This is a genomic window from uncultured Bradyrhizobium sp. (assembly GCF_936943645.1).
In the GTDB taxonomy this organism is placed as follows: Bacteria; Pseudomonadota; Alphaproteobacteria; order Rhizobiales; family Xanthobacteraceae; genus Bradyrhizobium.
The window spans coordinates 295160-314197 of record NZ_CAKZJO010000053.1; the positions used below are offsets into that span (position 1 = coordinate 295160).

General features: G+C 65.6%; 17 protein-coding genes and 1 pseudogene. 4 read left to right on the forward strand and 14 right to left on the reverse strand.

Translation table 11 applies throughout. The features are described from left to right. From Q0743_RS13265 to Q0743_RS13295, 7 genes are read right to left on the reverse strand one after another with little or no spacing between them, the layout of a single operon-like run. Complete coding sequence (locus tag Q0743_RS13265) at nucleotides 1-915, reverse strand: general secretion pathway protein GspK (protein ID WP_298241970.1); 915 nt, start codon at nucleotides 913-915, stop codon at nucleotides 1-3. Next, a complete protein-coding gene (locus Q0743_RS13270) occupies nucleotides 912-1631 on the reverse strand; it encodes a general secretion pathway protein GspJ (protein ID WP_298241971.1) in 720 nt (239 codons plus the stop codon). Before Q0743_RS13270 ends, Q0743_RS13265 begins: the two co-directional genes overlap by 4 nt. After that, the gene (locus tag Q0743_RS13275; protein WP_298241972.1) at nucleotides 1628-2020 is read right to left on the reverse strand and encodes a type II secretion system protein; all 393 of its coding nucleotides are present in this window, start codon (nucleotides 2018-2020) and stop codon (nucleotides 1628-1630) included. Before Q0743_RS13275 ends, Q0743_RS13270 begins: the two co-directional genes overlap by 4 nt. Next, nucleotides 2001-2492 (reverse strand): prepilin-type N-terminal cleavage/methylation domain-containing protein, encoded by a 492-nt coding sequence (locus tag Q0743_RS13280; protein ID WP_298241973.1) that lies wholly within the window; start codon nucleotides 2490-2492, stop codon nucleotides 2001-2003. Before Q0743_RS13280 ends, Q0743_RS13275 begins: the two co-directional genes overlap by 20 nt. Next, a complete protein-coding gene (gspG, locus tag Q0743_RS13285) occupies nucleotides 2455-2910 on the reverse strand; it encodes a type II secretion system major pseudopilin GspG (RefSeq protein ID WP_298241974.1) in 456 nt (151 codons plus the stop codon). Before gspG ends, Q0743_RS13280 begins: the two co-directional genes overlap by 38 nt. Before the next feature lie 16 nt (nucleotides 2911-2926). Beyond that, nucleotides 2927-4138 carry a type II secretion system F family protein gene (locus Q0743_RS13290; RefSeq protein WP_298241975.1) on the reverse strand — a complete coding sequence of 404 codons (1212 nt, stop codon included), beginning with the start codon at nucleotides 4136-4138 and terminating at the stop codon, nucleotides 2927-2929. A 5-nt stretch (nucleotides 4139-4143) separates the two neighbouring features. Continuing rightward, a complete protein-coding gene (locus tag Q0743_RS13295; RefSeq protein WP_298242001.1) occupies nucleotides 4144-5841 on the reverse strand; it encodes an ATPase, T2SS/T4P/T4SS family in 1698 nt (565 codons plus the stop codon). A 231-nt stretch (nucleotides 5842-6072) separates the two neighbouring features. On the opposite strand from Q0743_RS13295, the gene gspD reads away from it, so the two are divergent. Together gspD and Q0743_RS13305 are read left to right on the forward strand one after the other, a co-directional pair. Then, nucleotides 6073-8346, forward strand: coding sequence for a type II secretion system secretin GspD (gspD, locus tag Q0743_RS13300; RefSeq protein WP_298241976.1), 2274 nt, complete (start codon nucleotides 6073-6075; stop codon nucleotides 8344-8346). A gap of 4 nt (nucleotides 8347-8350) precedes the next feature. Further along, nucleotides 8351-8941: an A24 family peptidase gene (locus Q0743_RS13305; RefSeq protein WP_298241977.1), complete on the forward strand. Its 591-nt coding sequence runs from the start codon at nucleotides 8351-8353 to the stop codon at nucleotides 8939-8941. 227 nt (nucleotides 8942-9168) lie between these two features. On the opposite strand, the gene Q0743_RS13310 is transcribed toward Q0743_RS13305, so the two are convergent. From Q0743_RS13310 to Q0743_RS13325, 4 genes are all read right to left on the reverse strand, one after another. Next, nucleotides 9169-9726: a tetratricopeptide repeat protein gene (locus Q0743_RS13310; protein WP_298241978.1), complete on the reverse strand. Its 558-nt coding sequence runs from the start codon at nucleotides 9724-9726 to the stop codon at nucleotides 9169-9171. 121 nt (nucleotides 9727-9847) lie between these two features. After that, on the reverse strand, nucleotides 9848-10696 hold the full coding sequence (locus Q0743_RS13315; protein WP_298241979.1) for a right-handed parallel beta-helix repeat-containing protein: 849 nt from the start codon (nucleotides 10694-10696) through the stop codon (nucleotides 9848-9850). Between the two features lie 68 nt (nucleotides 10697-10764). Next, nucleotides 10765-11682: a right-handed parallel beta-helix repeat-containing protein gene (locus tag Q0743_RS13320; protein WP_298241980.1), complete on the reverse strand. Its 918-nt coding sequence runs from the start codon at nucleotides 11680-11682 to the stop codon at nucleotides 10765-10767. Nucleotides 11683-12098: 416 nt separating this feature from the next. After that, the gene (locus Q0743_RS13325; protein ID WP_298241981.1) at nucleotides 12099-14708 is read right to left on the reverse strand and encodes a M10 family metallopeptidase C-terminal domain-containing protein; all 2610 of its coding nucleotides are present in this window, start codon (nucleotides 14706-14708) and stop codon (nucleotides 12099-12101) included. 201 nt (nucleotides 14709-14909) lie between these two features. Between Q0743_RS13325 and Q0743_RS13330 the strand changes: the two genes are divergently transcribed. Both Q0743_RS13330 and Q0743_RS13335 read left to right on the forward strand, forming a co-directional pair. Continuing rightward, entirely contained in the window at nucleotides 14910-15212 is a 303-nt protein-coding gene (locus Q0743_RS13330) for a hypothetical protein (RefSeq protein ID WP_298241982.1), read from the forward strand. A 143-nt stretch (nucleotides 15213-15355) separates the two neighbouring features. Beyond that, nucleotides 15356-16549 (forward strand): CoA transferase, encoded by a 1194-nt coding sequence (locus tag Q0743_RS13335; RefSeq protein ID WP_298241983.1) that lies wholly within the window; start codon nucleotides 15356-15358, stop codon nucleotides 16547-16549. A 75-nt stretch (nucleotides 16550-16624) separates the two neighbouring features. On the opposite strand, the gene Q0743_RS13340 is transcribed toward Q0743_RS13335, so the two are convergent. The 3 genes and pseudogenes from Q0743_RS13340 to Q0743_RS13350 all read right to left on the reverse strand — a co-directional run. Continuing rightward, on the reverse strand, nucleotides 16625-17518 hold the full coding sequence (locus Q0743_RS13340) for an outer membrane protein (RefSeq protein ID WP_298241984.1): 894 nt from the start codon (nucleotides 17516-17518) through the stop codon (nucleotides 16625-16627). 242 nt (nucleotides 17519-17760) lie between these two features. Beyond that, nucleotides 17761-18633, reverse strand: coding sequence for an outer membrane protein (locus tag Q0743_RS13345; protein WP_298241985.1), 873 nt, complete (start codon nucleotides 18631-18633; stop codon nucleotides 17761-17763). 154 nt (nucleotides 18634-18787) lie between these two features. Continuing rightward, a pseudogene (locus Q0743_RS13350) lies at nucleotides 18788-19038 on the reverse strand (tripartite tricarboxylate transporter permease); the annotation flags it as partial.

The following is a 19038-nucleotide window of genomic DNA, read 5'->3' on the forward strand; positions in this document are numbered from 1 at the left end:
TCACAGGGGCTTTCCGGCAGAACCGTCGACGGCGTTGTGCCACGACAATACACGATACGGCTCATCGCCGCTGTCGAGAAGCAGGATGACGATCTCAGCCGAGCTTCGCCGGCGCGAGGGCAGCTCGACGGCGACCGTTACCCGGTACGCCTTCGAGCCTTCGGCCGTCGCATTGGGTGCGCCGGCGAGCCCGACCAGGGCGCGGGGATCGACGTTGGGGTCGGCGCGGTCGCGCAGCACCTGCTGCAGCGTCACGGGCGTCATGCCCGGCAGCGCCGCCACCACCTGCGGCGCGGCGTCGAGCACGTTCACCGCCCGCAGATTGCTGAACACCGTGACGAAGGGCAGCACGCGCTCCACGACTGCAGGCGGAATGCCGCGCACCAGCCAGAGTTCGTCGCTGTGCGGAAACGGCGCGTGGCGCGGCAGATAGGGTGCACCGAGTGTGCGGTAGTAGGAATCCTCCGGATTGTCCTGGCCGGGCTCCGACGACGAGCGCCAGGCGAGAATCCGGTCGGCATAGACGGGTGCGTCGGTCGCGGAGACACCGAGCGCCGTCATCAGGCCCGACAGCAACGGCTTCGGCGCCATGTTGAGATCGACGCGCGCAGCCTCCGAGCGGAACGTCACGTTCACGCGGCCGGCGCCGACTCGGGCATTGAAGGTGCCGCTGGTCGGACGCGTCGCCTCGCTCTGTGCCGTCAGGCGGTAGGCCGCAAGTTCGATCCCGGCGTTGACCAGCGCATCGGCCTGCAGCCTGTCGGCGTTGACCGCGACCGTGACCGCCGTGTTGGTCACGTAAGTCAGATAGATCAGCGCGAGTGTCGCCAGCGCCGCCATCATCCAGAGCACCGCCACGACGATGAAGCCGCGGTCATCGCGAAGCCTTGCATGGTCGTGCCTTGCCCCGCTCAAAGCTGCTGCTCCTCTTTCTCCGCCTGTTGCGGCCGGGTCCGCGCGGTGACGCACGTCGCCGGATTCTTGGCCCGCGCGCATTCGGCCGGGGCCGTGATGCGCGGGACCACGGCACCCGAGACCGCGAGCACCTGTCCGCTCGCACTGTCCCGCACGGTGATGCGAATGCGATCCGGCAGTTGCGGCTGCCCGCGCCAGGTCGGCTGCCACTGACCGTCGGGGCCAGCATAGGCGAAGCTCACGCGGAACGGCGCCCGGATCAGCACGACCTGATCGACGAAGCGGATCTGCCCGTCGGTCGGCATCGGCTGAAACGGCGCGCGCTCGCGCACCAGCGCGAGCCCCTGCGCGTCGGCCTTCTCGATCAAACGGACGAATTCGAGGCCTGGACGAGCGCTCGGGCCGAGAGCGGTGCGCAGGAAGGTCACCGACAATTCGGCGCCGTCGAACAGCGGCACTCTGGCGTCGCCGTTCACGGTAATCTGCTCGGCGACCGTGAGATCGGCGACGATGCGGTCGAGCCCGATCGCAAGACGCTCCGCCCGCTGCACGCGGGCGATGCCGCGATTCCAGTTCGGCAGCCACTGTGCCGTCACGGTCGCCAGCGCCGCCAGGATGACGGTCATCAGCAGGGTGGCGAGCAACACTTCGAGCAGGGTGAAGCCTGCCTCGGCGGCCAGTGCGCGCCGCAGGCGATGCATGGTCAGGCTCTTCATTGCGAAGCCCTCGGCACCAGCTTCACGGTGGTGATCTGGATCGCGCTGCCATCGGCGCGCTGGAGCCGCAGATTGACAGCCAGTGGCACGAAACGATCGCTGGCGGGATCGCCGCCCGGCACGTTCATTGGCGCCACGTCGACCCGCCAGCGGCTGCCGGCCAACTCGCCGCTGCGCCGGCCGGGTTTCAGCAGGGAGCGTACCGGCAGGTTCGCAAGCAGGGTTTCGGCGGTGCCCGCGAGTGCCAGCCGCTGGTCGATCGCGCGCGTGCCCTTCGCCGTGGTGGCGACGACCGAGCCGATCGTCCCGAGCACGACCGCGATGATCGCGAGCGCGATCAGCGTCTCGATCAGGGTGAAGCCGGCGGTATCAGAGCTTCTGCGAGACAATCTCGACGCCTCCGGTCAGCCAGTTGACACGCACCTCGTAGCCGATGCCGGGCCGCGCCAGGGCGATCACCCCGCCGCACGACATGCCCGACGGAAAGAAATCGATCGACCTCCCTGCGGCCCGGTCGGCACAGCGCGAGGCCAGCATCGCCTGCACCACCACGTCCTCAGGCAGGCGGATGGTCCGCCCGGTGACGCCGGAACGGATCGCGCGCGCCTCGGCATCCACCTGCGTCGTCACCCTGGTCTGCCGGCGCAGCGCCGCGTTGCGATCGGCCTTCAGCAGCGCCGCGGTCTCGACCGCGTAGCTCTCCAGCCGCGCCCGCGTCGTGCTGCGCGGTATAGCCGGCAGGATGATGGCCGCGAGCAGGCCGATGATCGCGAGCACGCACAGGATCTCGATCAGCGCAAAGCCCCGCGCCTCGCCAATGCCTTCAGCGCGCGCCGCTGACAATGTCGGCCGCCGTTCCACTGCCGCCTTCCTGACCGTCCGATCCCAGCGAAATGATTTCATAAGGCGCGCTCGCGCCGGGCGCGCGATAGACGTAGATGTGCCCCCAGGGATCGCTCGGCACCACGCCGCCGCGCAAGTAAGGGCCGTTCCAGCCGGCCTGATTGGTGTTGCGGGTCAGCGCGGCGAGGCCCTCGTTCGAGGTCGGATAACGGCCGAGATCGAGAAAATAGAGATCGAGCGCGCTGGAAAAGCTCTCGATCTGGATCTTCGCCGCCTTCGCCTTGGACTCGCTGAGATAGTTCAGCACCCGCGGGCCGACCAGCGCCATGATCATCCCGATGATGGTGATCACGACCAGCATCTCGACGAGGGTGAAGCCTGCCTCTCCTCGCCGCGCGCGCCGCCGGCCGCGCCTTAACGATGGACGTTTGATCACCTCAACCCTCCCAGTCCTAACCGACAATCTGGCTCACCGACATCAGCGCCGTCATCACCGATGTGATCAGGCCGCCGACCACCAGCGAGATCGCGATGATCGCGGCCGGGCCCGCGATGCCGACGGCGCGATCCAGCGTGCGTTGCAGCTTGGCTTCGTAGAATTCGGCGACGCGTCCCGACAGCATCGGCAATTGCCCGGTCTCGTCACCGAGCCGGAGCATGCGCACCGCCATCGCAGGCAGCGCCTCCGTCTCGGCCAGCGCGTCGGACAGTTTCGAGCCATGACGAACGCGATCGGCGGCATCGCTCCAGACCGCGGACGGGCCGGTCGTCGCCATCATGTCGACGAGGATGCGCAGCGTGACGGTGAGATTGACGCCGCTGCCGAGCAGCAGGCCGAGATTGCGGCAAAACAGCGCCGTCCGGTATGCGCTCATCACGTTGCGGATCGCCGGCAACCGCGTGATTGCATTGGTGGCACCGCGACGGACGCGCTCCTGCCGAAGCAGGAGCCACGCCGCTGCGATGGTGGCCGCGAGGCCAGCCAGCACCGCATCCGAATTGCCGCGCAGGAACGTGGAGATGTTGAGGAAGACGCCGACGACCGGATCGATCTTGGCGCCGAAATCCTGCAACACCGATGCAAACTGCGGCAGCACGAAAGTGAGGAAGAACAACAACACGCAACCGGCCGCGCCCAGCACGAACAGGGGATAGCGGACGGCGTCCGACAGCCGCCGCCGCAGAGCTTCGCTGCGCGTGCGTTCGCCGGCGAGCACCTCCAGCACCTGGTCCAGCGATCCCGAGGCCTCGCCGACCCGCACCAGCGCGACATACATCGGCGGGAACAGCCCCTCGTGCCGCGCCAGCGCCTCGGCAAAGCTCTCGCCCGCAACGACGCGCGAACGGATGTCGGCGACGACCGGACGCAGCCGGCCGAAATCGGGATCGGCCGCAAGCAGCTCCAGTCCGTCATTGATGCGGGCGCCGGCGCGCAACAGCAGCGCCAGGTCGCGAGTGAAGATGGTGACGTCTTCCGGCTTCGGCCTGTTGAAGAGGCTGAACACACGACCCGCCGAGCCGCCCTCTTCCGGCGTGACGTTGTCGACCAGCACGAGGCCGAGCCGCTCGATCCGCTGCGCGACATCGCCCGGCGCAGGCGCGGCGATGGCGCCGGAGACCAGCTCGCCGTTGGCATTGAGCGCGCGGTAGCGATAGTTCGGCATGGGTGTCAGCGCACCGTCGTGACGCGGAAGACCTCGGGCACGGTGGTAAGCCCTGCCCGGCATTTGGCGACCGCATCCTCCAGCATCGTCGTCATGCCGCCCCGCATCGCGGCGGAGTCGATCGAATGGGAGTCGGTCTGCGGGCCGATCAGGGCGCGCACTTCGTCGGTCATTTCGAGGATCTCGAACACGCCGTTGCGGCCGCGATAGCCGGTGCCGCCGCAGCGTTCGCAGCCGCCGGCCTCGTGCACGACCTCGCCGCACTTGAAGCCGATCACCGCAAAGCGCGGGTCCTCGGCGAGATCGGCTTCGGTCAATGCATGCGGCACCTTGCAGCGATCGCAGAGCACGCGCACCAGACGCTGCGCCACCACCGCGCGCAGCGTCGACTTCAGCAGGAAGCCCTCGATGCCGAGATCGATCAGGCGCGGCACGGCGGCCGCGGCGGTCTCGGTATGCAGCGTCGTCAGGACGAGATGGCCGGTGAGCGCCGCGTGGATCGCGATATGCGCGGTCTCGGCGTCGCGGACCTCGCCGACCATGATCACATCAGGGTCCTGACGCACGAAGGCGCGCATGGCGGAGGCGAAGGTGAGCCCGATCGACGGCTTGACCTGGGACTGGTTGATGCCGGGGATCTCGTATTCGACGGGATCCTCGATGGTGAGGATTTTTCGCGTGGGCTCGTTCAGGATCGAGAGCATGGTGGCGAGCGTCGTCGTCTTGCCGCTGCCGGTCGGACCCGTCACCACGATCATGCCGTGGGGCATCGCGAGCAGCCGCGTCATCACGCTCTCGTCGCGCGCGGCAAGCCCGAGCTTGCTCATCTCCAGCAAGCCGCGGTCGCGCGGCAACAGGCGGATGACGGCGCTCTCGCCGTGCTGCGTCGGCATGGTGGCGACCCGAACGTCGACCTCACTGCGCCCGACGCGCACGCGCGCGGCACCGTCCTGCGGCAGACGCCGCTCCGCGATGTTGAGGCTGGCAAGAATCTTGATGCGCGAGATCAGCGCCTGCGGCGGAATGCCGTGCGGCGACGGCAGCGCGCGCAACAGGCCGTCGACGCGCATGCGCACGACAAGTCCCGCACGGAACGGCTCAACATGAATGTCGCTGGCGCGCAGATCCACCGCGCGCTCCAGCAGATCATTGAGCGCGCGCACCACCGGCGCGCCGCTGGCGAGATCGCGCAGGCTCTCGATGTCGTCGTCGGACTGCTGCGCAACGCTCCGGCTGCTGCGATCGGCACTTGCATCGTCGGCATCGGCCCGCTGATCGAGAACCGTGGTGATATCCTCGTAGGAGGCCACGACGACATCGACCGGTGCTCCGAACACGATCTCGGCGGCGCGAATGGCCGCCGTGTCGGAGGGATCGGCAACAGCCAGCCGCAACAGATCGCTCTGCGCACTGAAAGGGAAGATGGTGGATTCACGCAGGAAGCGGCGCGAGAAGCCGTCGAGGCGAGGCGTCGCCGCGAGCAGTTGCGGAAGGCTCAGGCGCGGCAGAGAAAAATGATCGGAGACTTCATCTGCGAATTCGGCGGCGGAAAGATCCGTGGCCTCCCACAATTCGCGCAAGGGTCGTGTGAGCGCGGGGTTGGCCGACTTGTCGACATGGGCATGCGCCCGCACCGGCAATGAGTATTTTTCCAGGAGATGTTGCCGGAAGCTATCTGCGGAGCGGTCGCGCATCGCATTCACAGCGTTGACCTTGTTACCTGAAAGCAACAACTTCGGCGGGTGAAGGCAAGTCCTTTGCCCTTGACTTATTTCTTAGCAAAAACATAATCGTGGCGCAAATTATTGCGCGTCCGAGCCTAGGGGGATCGGATGCTATATTCAGTCAACTCCAGCGTTGGCAGGCGTATTTTGATTGAGGTGGTTCAACCGCTTTTGCGCCTTCGCTCAGCGTTGTCTGGAACGCTCCTGCTGTTGTCCGCCTTCGCGCTCGGGGCCTGCATCGTCACCGCTGATCAGTCGATCGAATCCGATCCAAAGGATCCGCGCGCCCAGGACATCGCCGACAAGGTCCGCTCCCTCGATCTTCAGCCGCGTCAACCTGCCGATGCGGGCGCCAGCGGCATTGCGCAGACGCGATCGTCGAAGCCGGCGATCTATCTCAGCGATGGTGCAACGCCGCAAGGCGGCGCGCTGGCCGAGCGCGACGATGGCGGCGGCAGCGGCTACGATCTCAATTTCGAGAACGCGCCGGTCACCACCGTCGCAAAGGTCATCCTTGGTGACGTATTGAACCTCGGCTACACGATCGACCCGCGTGTGCAGGGGACTGTGACGCTGGCCTCGGTGCGGCCCGTGCCCAAGGCGGAAGCACTCTATGTGCTGGAGAACGCGCTACGCATGTCCGGTGTCGCGCTGGTCCGTGACCGCACCGGCTATCGTCTGCTGCCGGCACCGGAAGCCGGTCCCGGCGGCGTCGACCGCTCGCTGAACGCCGCGGCCGGCCAGGGCATCACCGTGGTGCCGCTACGCTACGTCTCGGCGCAGAACATCTTCAAGCTGCTCGACGCCTTCGGGGTGAAGGCCCAGACCATGCGTCCCGACAGCGCGCGCAACACGCTGATCGTCAGCGGCAGCGGCACCGACCGCGCGACTGCGGTCGACACCATCCTCTCCTTCGACGCCGACTGGATGCGCGGGCAGTCGGTCGGCATCTTCCCGGTGCGTAATTCCACGCCGGAGCCGCTCATCGCCGAGATCGAAAAGATCATGGATTCCGGCGAAGGCGGCCTGGGCCAGAACGTCGTGAAATTCCAGCCGATCGGCCGTCTCAACTCGATCCTGGTCGTCAGCCAGAAGCCGGAATATCTCAAGCGCGCGCAGACATGGATCGCGCGGCTCGACCGCTCCGACACCGAGGGCGTGAACCTGAAATCCTATCCGCTGCGCTACGGCAACTCCAAGGCGGTGGTGGCGCTACTGAACGAGATCCTGTTCAGCCAGAGCGCAACCAGCACGTCATCGCTGGACAATTCCGCGGGCCAGATCTCGCCCGGTGCAGGCATCGCGACGTCGTCGTCAGGAACCAATCCGATCGCCTCGCTCAGCGCGCTCCCGACCGCGGCCTCGGGTGCCGCAACTCCGGTCACCGGCGCTCCCGCGCTCGCCGCACGCCCCACCCCTTCGGCGGCCGGCGTGCAAGGCCAGGACAACGGCTCCGGCTCGCTGCTCGGCAGCGGCGCCAGGCCCGTCAACAATGCGATCCTGCAGAACGTGCGGATCACGGCCGACGTCACCAATAACGCCGTGCTGGTCTACGCCAACGCGGAATCGCAACGCGTGGTCGAGCAGACGATCCGGCAGATCGACCGGCCGCAGCGCCAGATCGCGATCGAGGCGACGATTGCGGAGGTCACGCTGAACGACGCCTTGAACTACGGCGTCCAGTTCTTCATCGCCAGCAAGCACGGCTCGGTCTCCAACGTCATCGGCGGCGTCAGCAACAGCGCCTCCGTCGGCAGCAACATCGAGCAGCAGACCAGCGCGGTCAACGCCGCCGCCGGCGCGCTGCTCGGCCGTGCGCTGCCCGGCTTCAACTTCCTGATCGGCGCGGAAAACTCCCCGCGCGTCGTGCTCGACGCGCTCCACAACGTGACCACCGTCAAGGTGCTGTCCAACCCGTCGCTGGTCGTGCTCGACAATCAGCCGGCGACCTTGCAGGTCGGCGACCAGGTGCCGTTCTCGACCGGCACCGCGACCGTGCTGACCGCCAACAACACCGTCGTCAACACCATCGACTACAAGAACACCGGCATCATCCTGCGCGTGCTGCCGCGCGCCAACGCCAACGGCAACGTCGTGCTCGACATCGAGCAGGAGATCTCGAGCGTCGCCGCCGGCAGCACCGGCTCGCTGACGCCGACGATCTCGCAGCGCCGGGTCAAGAGCTCGATCGCGGTGACGAGCGGCCAGACCGTGCTGCTCGCTGGCCTGATCAGCGAGACCGAGAACAAGCAGCGCCAGGGCATTCCGATCCTCGATTCCATTCCCGGCGTCGGCGATGCGTTCTCGCACCAGGGCAGCACGCGCGCCCGCACCGAGCTGATCCTGTTCATCCGCCCGACCGTCATCAAGGACGGCGTCGATGCGCACGTCATCGCGGAGGAAATGCGCAGCAAGATGAACAGCCGCCTGGTCGGCACCAGCAATCCCGTGGTCTCCGTGAACCCGCCCAAGGCGGCGCGCTAAGGGCGTGACGGATCAGGCGGCGAATGTCGGGACGGGCGCTCTGCTCGCCATCGCCCTGTTGCTCGGCGTGTTCGCAAGCCTCCTCACCGCTCCCGGCGCCGAAGGCCTGTACGGGGCGTTCCTGGCCGCCCTGATGCTCGCGATCGCGACGAACGATGCGCACCACTACCGTATTCCGAACGCGCTGACCGGCGCCGCCTTCGCGCTCGCGCTGCTCCGCGCCGGCGCGTTCGTGCCCGATATCGGCGCCGAAGCGCTGCTCTGGCCGCTGGCTCGGGCCGCGGCCACCGGCCTGCCGCTGCTGCTGCTGATGGTGCTCTACCGCCGCTGGCGCGGCCGCGACGGTCTCGGGCTCGGCGACGTCAAGCTCGCCGCGGTCTGCGGCGCCTGGCTTGATCTGGCGACCGTGGTCGCGGTGATCGAGCTTGCGGCGCTGCTCGCGATCGGCGCCTATGCCGCCAACGCTGCTCTGCGACGGAGGCGGCTGCACGCCACGGCAGCCATGCCGTTCGGGCTGTTTCTGGCGCCGGCGGTCTGGATCGGCTGGCTGGGCGAGACCTGGTACACGAACTGGCTCGGCGGCTGGCCGGGCTGAGGCCGAGGGATTTGGGTCTTCGCCAATCCGGCCCTCCAACACAGAAATGCGAAAACAACCCCATGCACAGTAGACGGGATCAGCCTTATCAATGACTTATCGGGCGCGCGATTTGCGTATTTCGCGAAGCGATTTGACGCGTCGGGCAAAACACCGATGCGCTCCCATGGTCGCGGCGAGGCCCCTTCCGCACATTGCGCCCCCCGTAGAGGATCGAGGCGCGGCGCTCAGTGCTCGCGGCTCGGCGCCCATTCCAGCGCCCGCAGGCGAGCCTGGGCGATCTCTCCGCGCGTCATCTTGGTGGTGACGGCATCACGGATCCGGGCGCGCGCCTCCCGCGCCGGCGGCGGCGCCGCGGCCGTGGACAGATTGAGCCATTTGGAGGCTTCGACGATATCCTGCGGCACGCCCTGGCCGCGATCGTAGAGCAGCCCCAGCGAATATTGGGCGCGGCTGTCGCCCTGCTCCGCCGCGCGCCGGTACCACATCGCGGCTTCCGTGTAGTTCTGCGGCACGCCGCGGCCGGTCTCGAACAGCAAGCCGAGATAGGACTGTGTAGCCGCGTTGCCCCGCTCGGCGAGCGGAATGAAGATGCGGGACGCCGTCACATAGTCCTGACGATGGAAGGCGGAAACGCCCTGGCGGAACGATTGGGCGTGGGCCGGGATCGCCAAGGCGAGCGTGAGCAGAACGGCAGCACAACCCCATCCCGCCCGTCGCGAACGACAGCGGGCCGCCGCTGCCGCACGACCAAACCGCTGATCCTGGCTGTCGAGCGTCTCCATGCCACCCGCGCTCCCTGCTTATGCCGCCAGACTAGTCTGCCGGCAGACCGGAATCCATAGGCGCACCAGACGCAAAAAAGCTCCGGGCGCATCGCGCCCGGAGCTCGTGGATAGTGCCGGCCTAGTGGTACCCGCCGGCAGTCGCCGGCGTCGTGTCCGGGTTGTTGCCGTTGATCTGGTTGTCCAGATAGGACAGCACGCTGCCGGAGGTCGCCGCTCCCAGATTGTTGACGATCACCGATCGCCCGATGCGGGCTCCCGCAACGCCGCTGAGGGCGAAGCCCGTGCTCAGGTTCTCCGAGATGTTGCTGTTGTTGACCTGGACGTTGGCCGAGCCCTGAGCGCTCACGCCGACGAAGTTGTTGTGAACGGCCGTGTTGTTGATCAGGACCCGGTTGCTGCCGCCGTTGGTGTTGATGCTGATCCCGGCCCCGGCAGCGGCGGTGCCATTGTGCGAGATCACGCTATCACGAATCATGAGCATCGAGTTGAAGTTCGACGGGTTGGAGAAGATGCCAACTCCGTTCGCGCCGTTGAAGTCCCTGATGAAGCAGTGCTCGATGACGACCGAGGCCGCTTGCAGGATGTTGACGCCCTTGAGCCCGGTGCCGGCTCCCTCGATGTCGAGGCCACGCAGCACGATGTGATCAGTCGCCGCGGCGTTCACATTGATGCCGTTGGTGCCCGACCCGAGGATGCTGCCGACGACGCCTTCGCAATAGATCGTCATCGCCTTGGTGATCGTCACCGTGCCGTAGCCGGCGGAATCGAGGCAGTTGATCTCGCCGCCGGCGGCCGTCTTCGAGATGGCACCGGCGAAGGTCTTGCACGGTGCGGTGCGGCTGCACGGATTGACGTCATCGCCGACGCCGGAAACCCACGTTCTGGTCGCCTGGGCGTGAGCCGGCTGCGACACCGCCAATGGCAAGAGGAATCCCGCTACAAGAGCCCATAGAGCAATACGACGCATTTTAATCTCCCAAATTGAACCAAAACTTCACAGAGTCATCGTGCCAGAAGGAAGACTTGATAAGCGGCCTAGTGATAGCCGCCAGCAGTTGCGGGCGTGGTGTCCGGATTGTTGCCGTTGATCTGGTTGTCCAGATACGACAGCACGCTACCGGAGGTCGACGCTCCCAGGTTGTTGACGATCATCGAACGGCCGATCCGCACCCCCGCAACGCCGCTGAGGGCGATGGCGGTGCTCAGGTTTTCCGAGATGTTGCTGTTGTTGACCTGGACGTTGGACGATCCCTGAACGTTCAGACCAACGAAATTCTTGTGAATGGCCGTGTTGTTGATCAGGCTTCGCGAACTGCCGCCGTTGGTATTGATGCTGATCCCGGCGCCGTCGGCTGCGGTGCCATTGTGCGAGATCACGCTGTCGCGGATCATGAGCATCGAGTTGAAGTTCGAGGGATTGACGAACACGCCGACGCCGCCGGCGCTGTTGAAATTCCTGATGTAGCAATGCTCGATGACCACCGAGGCGGCCTGAAGGACGTTGACGCCCTTGATGCCGGTCCCGGCCCCGTCGATATCCAGACCGCGCAGCACGATGTGATCGGTCGCGGCTGCGTTGACGATAACGCCGGAGCTTCCCGCTGCGAGGATGCCGCCGACGACGCCTTCGCAATAGATCGAGATCGCCTTGGTGATGGTCACGACGCCGAAACCGCCGGAGTCCAGACAATTGATCTCGCCGCCCGCCGCTGTCTTCGAGATCGCGCCGGGAAAGGTCTTGCATGGGGCGGTGCGGCTGCAGGGGTTGGCATCGTCACCCACGCCGGACACCCACGTTCGGGTAGCCTGAGCATGAGCCGGTTGCGATGCGATCAACGGTGCGAACAATCCTGCAATCAGAGCCAAGAGTGCAATGCGACGCATTTCTCGTCCTCCCAAGATTAAGCTGAGATCCAGCTTGTTGCCATGCACAAGTCTTCGCCGCCGCAGCACGCGTATCGCGCGGTCCGCAGCCTCATTCTCCATGTTTCGCTGAGAATTCCCCCGCCGCCTTCGGCGCTCGCAATACGACCTTCGTGTTCAAATGATTGAGTACGCAACACTACTGGGAAAAGAAGAAGCAGGCTGTTCGGCGCCTCGGATCGCGCAACTGTTGCGCGATGGGTCGCGGGCTTTCTAGTGGTCGCGCCGGATCAACTAAGGTTCAATCTGACGTAGTAATTTTACAGGGATTTTTGCGCGAGAAAAGCGCGCTTAACGCGTCGCCAACTGAACGGGGGATGGCCTACGACGACAGTCACGGCCCAAGCGGGGATCGCAAGCGCGTGGTTGACGCCGAGAACGCGACCTGGCCTTTTCCCGCAGCGGAAAGGTCACCGCGCTGCGTCGATTCGACGCGACCGACCTCGTCAGCTCAGCAAAAAGCCGTGTCCCTGCAGGTTGTGAACAAGGTCAGCCAGAACGTCGTTCACGGACGCATCGTGACTCCCCAACTGTTGCGTCCATAGCTCTGACGTAGTCGGCACGTTGAGCGGCGCGGGCATGGCGTCCGGCACTTCGGACGCGGCGGAAGTCCCGCTCTGTACAAAATTGAACGCAAAGCCGTCACCGGAGGTCGCAAGATCCGCAGTCGCGGGCGCCGCTGCGCCGACGGTGCCGTCCCCATTGAGGTCCTGATAGAGCGTCGGCTCCAGCGCCTTGAGGGATGCATCGGTTCCCAGCACCTCGGGAGCCGCGGCGAGTGTGGTCAGGAAATTGCCGTTACTGTCCGTGCTCCAGACCGAATAATGGGCGTTTGCCGAATTCTTCCAGACCACGTCGTAGCCGCCGCCGGACACCTGCTCGGCGCCGATCACCGACCACGTGCTGTAATTGGCCGCGTTCACGGTGGCGCCGGCATATTTCAGAGTAGGACCGGCACCGGCGGCGTCGTACAGATAGTAGTTGCCGCTGTACAAGACCGCGCGGGTCGCTCCGAACGCTTCGATCGTGACGCCGTTGACGGGGACGACAGGGAGGCCGATCGTGCCGTCGCCGTTCAGATCCTGATGGAGCGTCGGTTCCAACCCCTTCAGAGACGCGTCGGTCCCAAGCATCTCGGAAGCCGAGCCGAGAGTCGTGATGAAGTTGCCGGTGCTGTCCGTGCTCCAGACCGAATAATGGGCATTTGCCGAGTTCTTCCAGACCACGTCGTAACCACCGCCCGACACCTGCTCGGCGCCGATCACCGACCACGTGCTGTAATTGGCGGCGTTGACGACGGAGCCGGCGTATTTCAAGGTGGGTCCGGTCCCGGTCGAGATGCTGTTCAGATAATAGTTGCCACCGGACAGAACCGTCGCGGTCGATCCGAACGCTTCGATCGTGCCGCTGCTGACGGGCGGGGTAACGGGGACGCCGGTCGTGCCGTCGCCGTTGAGATCCTGATGGAGCGTCGGCTCCAGCGCCTGCAGCGTCGCATCGGTGCCAAGCACCTCGGGCGCCGAGGCGAGCGTGGTCAGGAAGTTGCCGTTGCTGTCCGTGCTCCAGACCGAATAATGGGCATTCGCCGAATTCTTCCAGACCACATCGTAACCGCCGCCCGACACCTGCTCGGCGCCGATCACCGACCAGGTGCTGTAGTTGGCTGCGATCACGGCAGCGCCGGCGTATTTCAGCGTGGGTCCGCTGCCGGTCGAGATGCTGTTGAGGTAATAGTTGCCGTTCGTCAGGGCGACGCTGGTCGATCCGAACGTCTCGATCGCGCTGGGCACGAGACTGGAGGCGGCCACCGTGGCGCCCCCAAACTGGAAATATTCGACGCCACTGACCGTATCGGTTCCGTCGGGAGAACCGCTGCGCAGGTCGACCAGAGTGAAGGTCTGCGACGTGGCGTTGTACGAAATCGTGTAATTGGCCCGGCTGCCCGAATACACCGCCGTGTCGGTGCCGGCACCGCCGATGATGGTGTCGTTGCCCGCCCCGCCCGTGATCGTGTCGTTGCCGCCGCCGCCGTTCAGCGTGTTGGCGATGGCGTTGCCGAGGATGGTGTCGTTGCCGGATCCGCCGGTGGCGTTGTCGATGTAGGAGCGCGCGTCGCCGTTGTAGAGATAGGCGTTGTAGACGTTGCCCGACGCGTAATGGCCATCGCCGAGATACGCCAGTTGCACGGACGAGAACACCGACGAGGCGCCGGGATTGAGGTTGATGCTCAGGTTCGTCGTGTAGTTCGACAGGTCGTAAGTGTCGACGCCGCCGCCGTCCCAGACCGTCTCGTAGATGCGGTTGGCCGAGCCGCCGACGCCACCGCCCGGTGCGAGCTGTCCGACACCGTTGATGAACTCCTGGCCCGTGGTCGGATTCCAGGTGTAGACCGTGTTGGTGCTCTGGGTCGTGAAGTCCGCGCCGTACATCGTCTGGAGCGCGAGGATATCGTTGGCCATATAGGTCTGCGAATATCCGTACGCTTCGTTGGTATAGCCGGACGTGGTCGAACCGCCGACATAGCTGCGATAGCTCATGACGGTGTATTCACTGTCGTCATGCGCGCTCGGCACCGCGACGTTGGCGGGGCCGCCGGTCTCCTGGCTATGCTTGAGGCCGACGGCATGGCCGAGCTCGTGCAGCGCGGTGGTGAAGTAGTAATTGCCGAGCTTGGCCAGCGAGAAATTGTACTGGGTGCCGAACCAGATGTCGCCGCCGGGCGCGTAGTTGCCGGGATAGTAGGCGTAGGCGGTCGGACTGGCGGCCGGCGACTGCGCGATCATGATGTCGGCGCCGTTCGTGCCCGCGTACTGGATGTCGGCGTTGGTGTAACTGAGGATCAGCCCGATCGCGTAGTTGATCGCCGCCTGGATCTGCGTGGGCACCGCTGCAAAGCCCGACGTGGTCGGCTCGCCGTTGCCGCCGCTATAGGGATTGGCGTAGTCGCTCGCTGCGTCGGGAAAACTGTAAGTGATCGTGCCAGACCATTTGGCGCCCGACAGCAGGCCGTCGATCTCGGCGTTGTTGGTGGCACTGACGTTAACAGCGGTAGCCAATGGACTCTCCAGGGCAGAGCATCGCGCGTGATTCGCCGCGACGGCAGATGATTCTAGCTTGAGAGTTAAACGTTTGGTTTAAATGCGGCACTGGCGTCCGCCCCCCTTCCATAAGGCCTTGTTAGTCATCAAATCCCGTAGTCATACGGGAGGCGAGCAACGGCCTCCGTTCCCGCAGGGCCCGTGATTTGCAGGGGTTTCATGAAGCGACGTTTACTTCCGGCCGGCCTGTTGGGCGCCCTGATCGCGCTCGCCGGCCTGCCTCGACAACCCTTCGGAGGACTGCCTGTCATGGTGGAAAAGGCCAAGGCGGACGACAGCGGCAAGGCGGCGCGCGCGCCCGCCATGCCGATGGCCCGCGACCCCGCCGTTGCGGTGGCAGAGGAATACGAGGCCGCCCACCAGAAGGGAACGCGGGAAGCCCTCGAGCTCTTCATCGCGCGCCACGGCGACGATCCCCTGGCCGAAAAGGCCCGCGCCGAACTGAGGCGCCTGTCGCGCTGATCGGTCGGGCACCGCATCAGGCAAGGTATCAGACATGATATCAGGCATGGCATTTCGGCAGGCGGGACCGGCGCCGGCCCGGCTTGTCGGGTGACCTTTCGGCACTATGGTAGGCGCCGCAATCTGTCCTGGAGCCTCTCAAGATGCCCTTTCCGCATGCCTCGGAAGCCCTGTCGCGCTTCACCGTGCTCGATCTGACCCGTGTCCGCTCCGGTCCCACTTGCGTGCGCCAGCTGGCGGACTGGGGCGCCAATGTCGTCAAGATCGACGCCTTGACCGAGGATGCCGGCGGCGAGCAGCCGGGCGGGCCGCGGCGCGGTTCCGACTTCCAGAATTTGCACCGCAACAAGAGGGCCATGACGCTGAACCTGAAGGACGAGCGCGGGCTCGCCGTGTTCAAGCGCCTCGCCGCCAAGGCCGACGTCGTGGTGGAGAATTTCCGGCCCGACGTGAAGAAGAAGCTCGGCATCGACTACGAGAGCCTCGCCGCAATCAACCCGCGCATCGTCTATGGCAGCATTTCCGGGTTCGGCCAGGACGGGCCCTATCACAAGCGGCCGGGCTTCGATCAGATCGCGCAGGGCATGGGCGGGCTGATGTCGATCACCGGCGCGCCGGGTGAAGGCCCGATGCGGGTCGGCATCCCCGTGGCCGACCTGACGGCCGGCCTGTTCTGCGCCATGGGTATCCTCACTGCGCTGCTCGAACGCGAGGTCTCGGGCAAGGGACAGTGGGTGCAGACCTCGCTGCTCCAGGCCCAGATCTTCATGCTCGACTTCCAGGCCGCGCGCTGGCTGATGGAGAAGGAAGTGGCAAAACAGGCCGGCAACAATCATCCGACCAGCATCCCGACCGGCGTGTTCAAGACCTCGGACGGCTACATCAACATCGCCACCACCGGCGGACGGATCTGGGAGCGCTGTGCGCAGGCGATCGGCGCGCCCGAACTCTATGCCCATCCCGACTACGCGACGGCCCCTGCCCGCTCCAAGAACCGCGACGCGCTCAACGCCGAGATCGAGAAGCGCACCGTGACGAAATCGACCGAGACCTGGGTTCGCGAACTCAACGAGGCCGGCGTGCCCTGCGGGCCGATCTATGCCATCGACCAGATGTTCGAGGATGCGCAAGTCAGGCATCTCGGCATCGCCCAGGACGTGCCGAACGACGAGAGCCGCCATATCCGCCTGGTCGGCCAGCCCGTGACGCTGTCGCGCACGCCGAGCCGGATGGTGGCGCGGCCGCCGGACTTCGGCGAGCAGACCGAGGAGGTGCTGAAGGAATTCGGCTTCGGTGCGGACGAGATCAGCAAGCTCAGGGACGCCAAGGTGGTGTGAGCACCACGCCCGATGCCGCCAAGGACAAAGCCCGGCCCGAGGCCGGGCTTTTGATTCAAGGAGCTGTGGCCTCGCTCACGTACCGCTGAAGCGGTAGTTCACGCCGAAGCGCAAGATGTTCTCGGTGATGTGCGAGCGATAGCCGATGACGAGAGGCGCACCGCTGAGTGCGATCACGGGCGTGGTGAGCGATCCGGACACCGTTCCGAGATCGACATAGAGATATTCGAGCCTGGCACTCCAATTGTCGGCGAACGCACCTTCGATGCCGGCGCCGGCGCTCCAGCCGACCCTGGTGGTGCTGCTGCTGAAGTTCGCTGCAACCGGCGTGAATGCGAGGTTGTCGCTGGAGCCCGGCGAGCCCGTGACATTGATCGCGCTCACGCTGCCTGAGGTGGAGACCCGACCGTAAGCAAGACCGCCGGTGCCGTAGAGCAGCACACGCGGTGTCACGGCGACACCGAGCCGGCCGCGAACGGTGCCGAACCAGTCGAGCTTCTGGGTGAGATTGAACGTCACCGGCAGCGCGGGATCAAAGTCGTTGTCGCCGCGATGGCCCGGCGTGCAGATGCCGTCCTGCACCCCGTCCGGCGCCCCCGCGCAGAGCGCGTCGAAACGGCCCTTGCGGCCGCTGCCCTGAAAATCGGCCTCGAAGCCGGCGACGAACATGTCACGCTGCCAGTTGTAGCCGACCTGCCCGCCGCCGGTGACACCGTCGAGATTGAACGTACCAGCGCTCGAGCTGAGCAGCGCGCCGCCGCCGCTGTCGATGAAATCCGTTGTCGTCGCCGAGCGGCCCCAGCCGTAACCGACGTTGAGGCCGGCATAGAATCCGCTCCAATTGTAGATGGGATCAACGGCCACCGGCGGCGCTTTGGTGTAGATGCGCGGCACCGCGAGATCGGCGGCAAAGGCGCCTGGCGCGAGCAGCATGGCGATCGCGGACGCAACCAGCAGAGTTCGTGTCATCTATCTTCCCTCGGAAAAGCCACTGCCTGATCGCCGGCGCGCATGATGCGCGGACGATTCAGTGCGGCGACCCTAGGGAAAGACCGTTCGGCTCGCGTCCTGCGATCGAATGTCGGTCGTTCGGGGGATCAGAGCTCGCGATCGCAGCAGACCGCTCGCGGGCGAGGCCGATGAAGGCAGCCAGAAACGACAAAGCCCGGCGCGAGGCCGGGCTTTGCTTCTTGTTTGACGCCTTTGTTGATTCAGTATTTCGCAACCACCGGGCTGTCGAACTGATAGTTGATGCCGGCGCGCAGGATGTGATCGGTGAAGTGGGAGGAAGCGCTGGCGCTGATGGTGGAGAGCGGCGCGAGCGTGAACGGACCGGACGAGAAGCGTCCGAGATCCATGTAGAGATATTCGAGCTTGGCGCTCCAGTTCCGGGTGATCTTGCCTTCGACACCCACACCAACGGTCCAGCCGGCGCGCGTCGTCGAGTTCGAACCGATCGAGGCGATCGCAACGCCTGCGGGCGTGAAACCGGTCATGGTGCCGGTGGTCTTGATCTCGCCGAAGGCCAGACCGCCGGTGCCGTAGAACAGCACCTTCGGGGTCGCCAGGATGCCGACGCGGCCACGGACGGTGCCGAACCATTGCAGATGCTGGTCGATCGTCAGGACCGTGTTCGTTCCGGCGCCGGCCGGAAGGAATGTCAGGCCGGGAAGACAGGGCCCCGCGATCGGGAAGACGGCGCTGCCGGCGCAGACAAACGCGGTGCTGCCCCGCTCACCCGACCATTGCAGATCGCCCTCGATGCCGTAGACCCAATTGGCGTTCTGCCAATTGTAGCCGGCCTGGCCACCCGCAATCCCGCCGTTCATGTCGAACGAGGCATTGGTGATGGAACCCGCAGGAGGCACGACCGCCGCGCCGGTTACCGAGTCGAAATAGTTGACGTTGGTGCGCGAGCGGCCCCAGCTGTAGCCGCCGTTGGCGCCGACATACCAGCCGGTCCAGCTCCAGACCGGATCCATCACCGGCGCCTTGACATAGGGGCGTGCCGCCAAATCCGCCGCCACTGCGCCCGTCGCGAACAGCGACAGCGCCGCCGCCATTCCAATCACGATCCGCTTCATGGAGATCTCCCCTCCGCACGATTTTGTGATTGGAAGCATATACCGGCCCGCGCCCAAGGGTTGTGCCGCGCCTGCAACATTCAGAAACAAATGGGGCTGCTTGCGGCGACATATCGGGACACCGGCGACAGCCTATCCCTTTGACCCAAAAAGACTATGCATCCTTGCGTTGAACCGTGCCGACGCGCTGTGTCAATCCGACGCGGGCGAGCAGGCCGTCGATCACGGGCCAGAACAGCAGCACGATCGCGAGCGTGGTAATCGAGCCGACCAGCCCGTTCGACCAGAACACTCCAAGGTTCCCGCCGGAGCCGATCATCGACAGGCGGAACGCATCCTCGGCCCGGCTGCCGAGCACCAGCGCCAGCGTGAACGGCGCCAGCGGAATGCCGATCTTCTTGAAGA

What these genes read in the sequence shown, in the direction of transcription:
- Q0743_RS13270 (WP_298241971.1), bottom strand. Translation starts at nt 1,631, where the DNA reads ATGAAGAGCCTGACCATGCATCGCCTGCGGCGCGCACTGGCCGCCGAG.
- Q0743_RS13290 (WP_298241975.1), bottom strand. Translation starts at nt 4,138, where the DNA reads ATGCCGAACTATCGCTACCGCGCGCTCAATGCCAACGGCGAGCTGGTC.
- Q0743_RS13310 (WP_298241978.1), bottom strand. Translation starts at nt 9,726, where the DNA reads ATGGAGACGCTCGACAGCCAGGATCAGCGGTTTGGTCGTGCGGCAGCG.
- Q0743_RS13315 (WP_298241979.1), bottom strand. Translation starts at nt 10,696, where the DNA reads ATGCGTCGTATTGCTCTATGGGCTCTTGTAGCGGGATTCCTCTTGCCA.
- Q0743_RS13330 (WP_298241982.1), top strand. Translation starts at nt 14,910, where the DNA reads ATGAAGCGACGTTTACTTCCGGCCGGCCTGTTGGGCGCCCTGATCGCG.
- Q0743_RS13335 (WP_298241983.1), top strand. Translation starts at nt 15,356, where the DNA reads ATGCCCTTTCCGCATGCCTCGGAAGCCCTGTCGCGCTTCACCGTGCTC.
- Q0743_RS13340 (WP_298241984.1), bottom strand. Translation starts at nt 17,518, where the DNA reads ATGACACGAACTCTGCTGGTTGCGTCCGCGATCGCCATGCTGCTCGCG.
- Q0743_RS13345 (WP_298241985.1), bottom strand. Translation starts at nt 18,633, where the DNA reads ATGAAGCGGATCGTGATTGGAATGGCGGCGGCGCTGTCGCTGTTCGCG.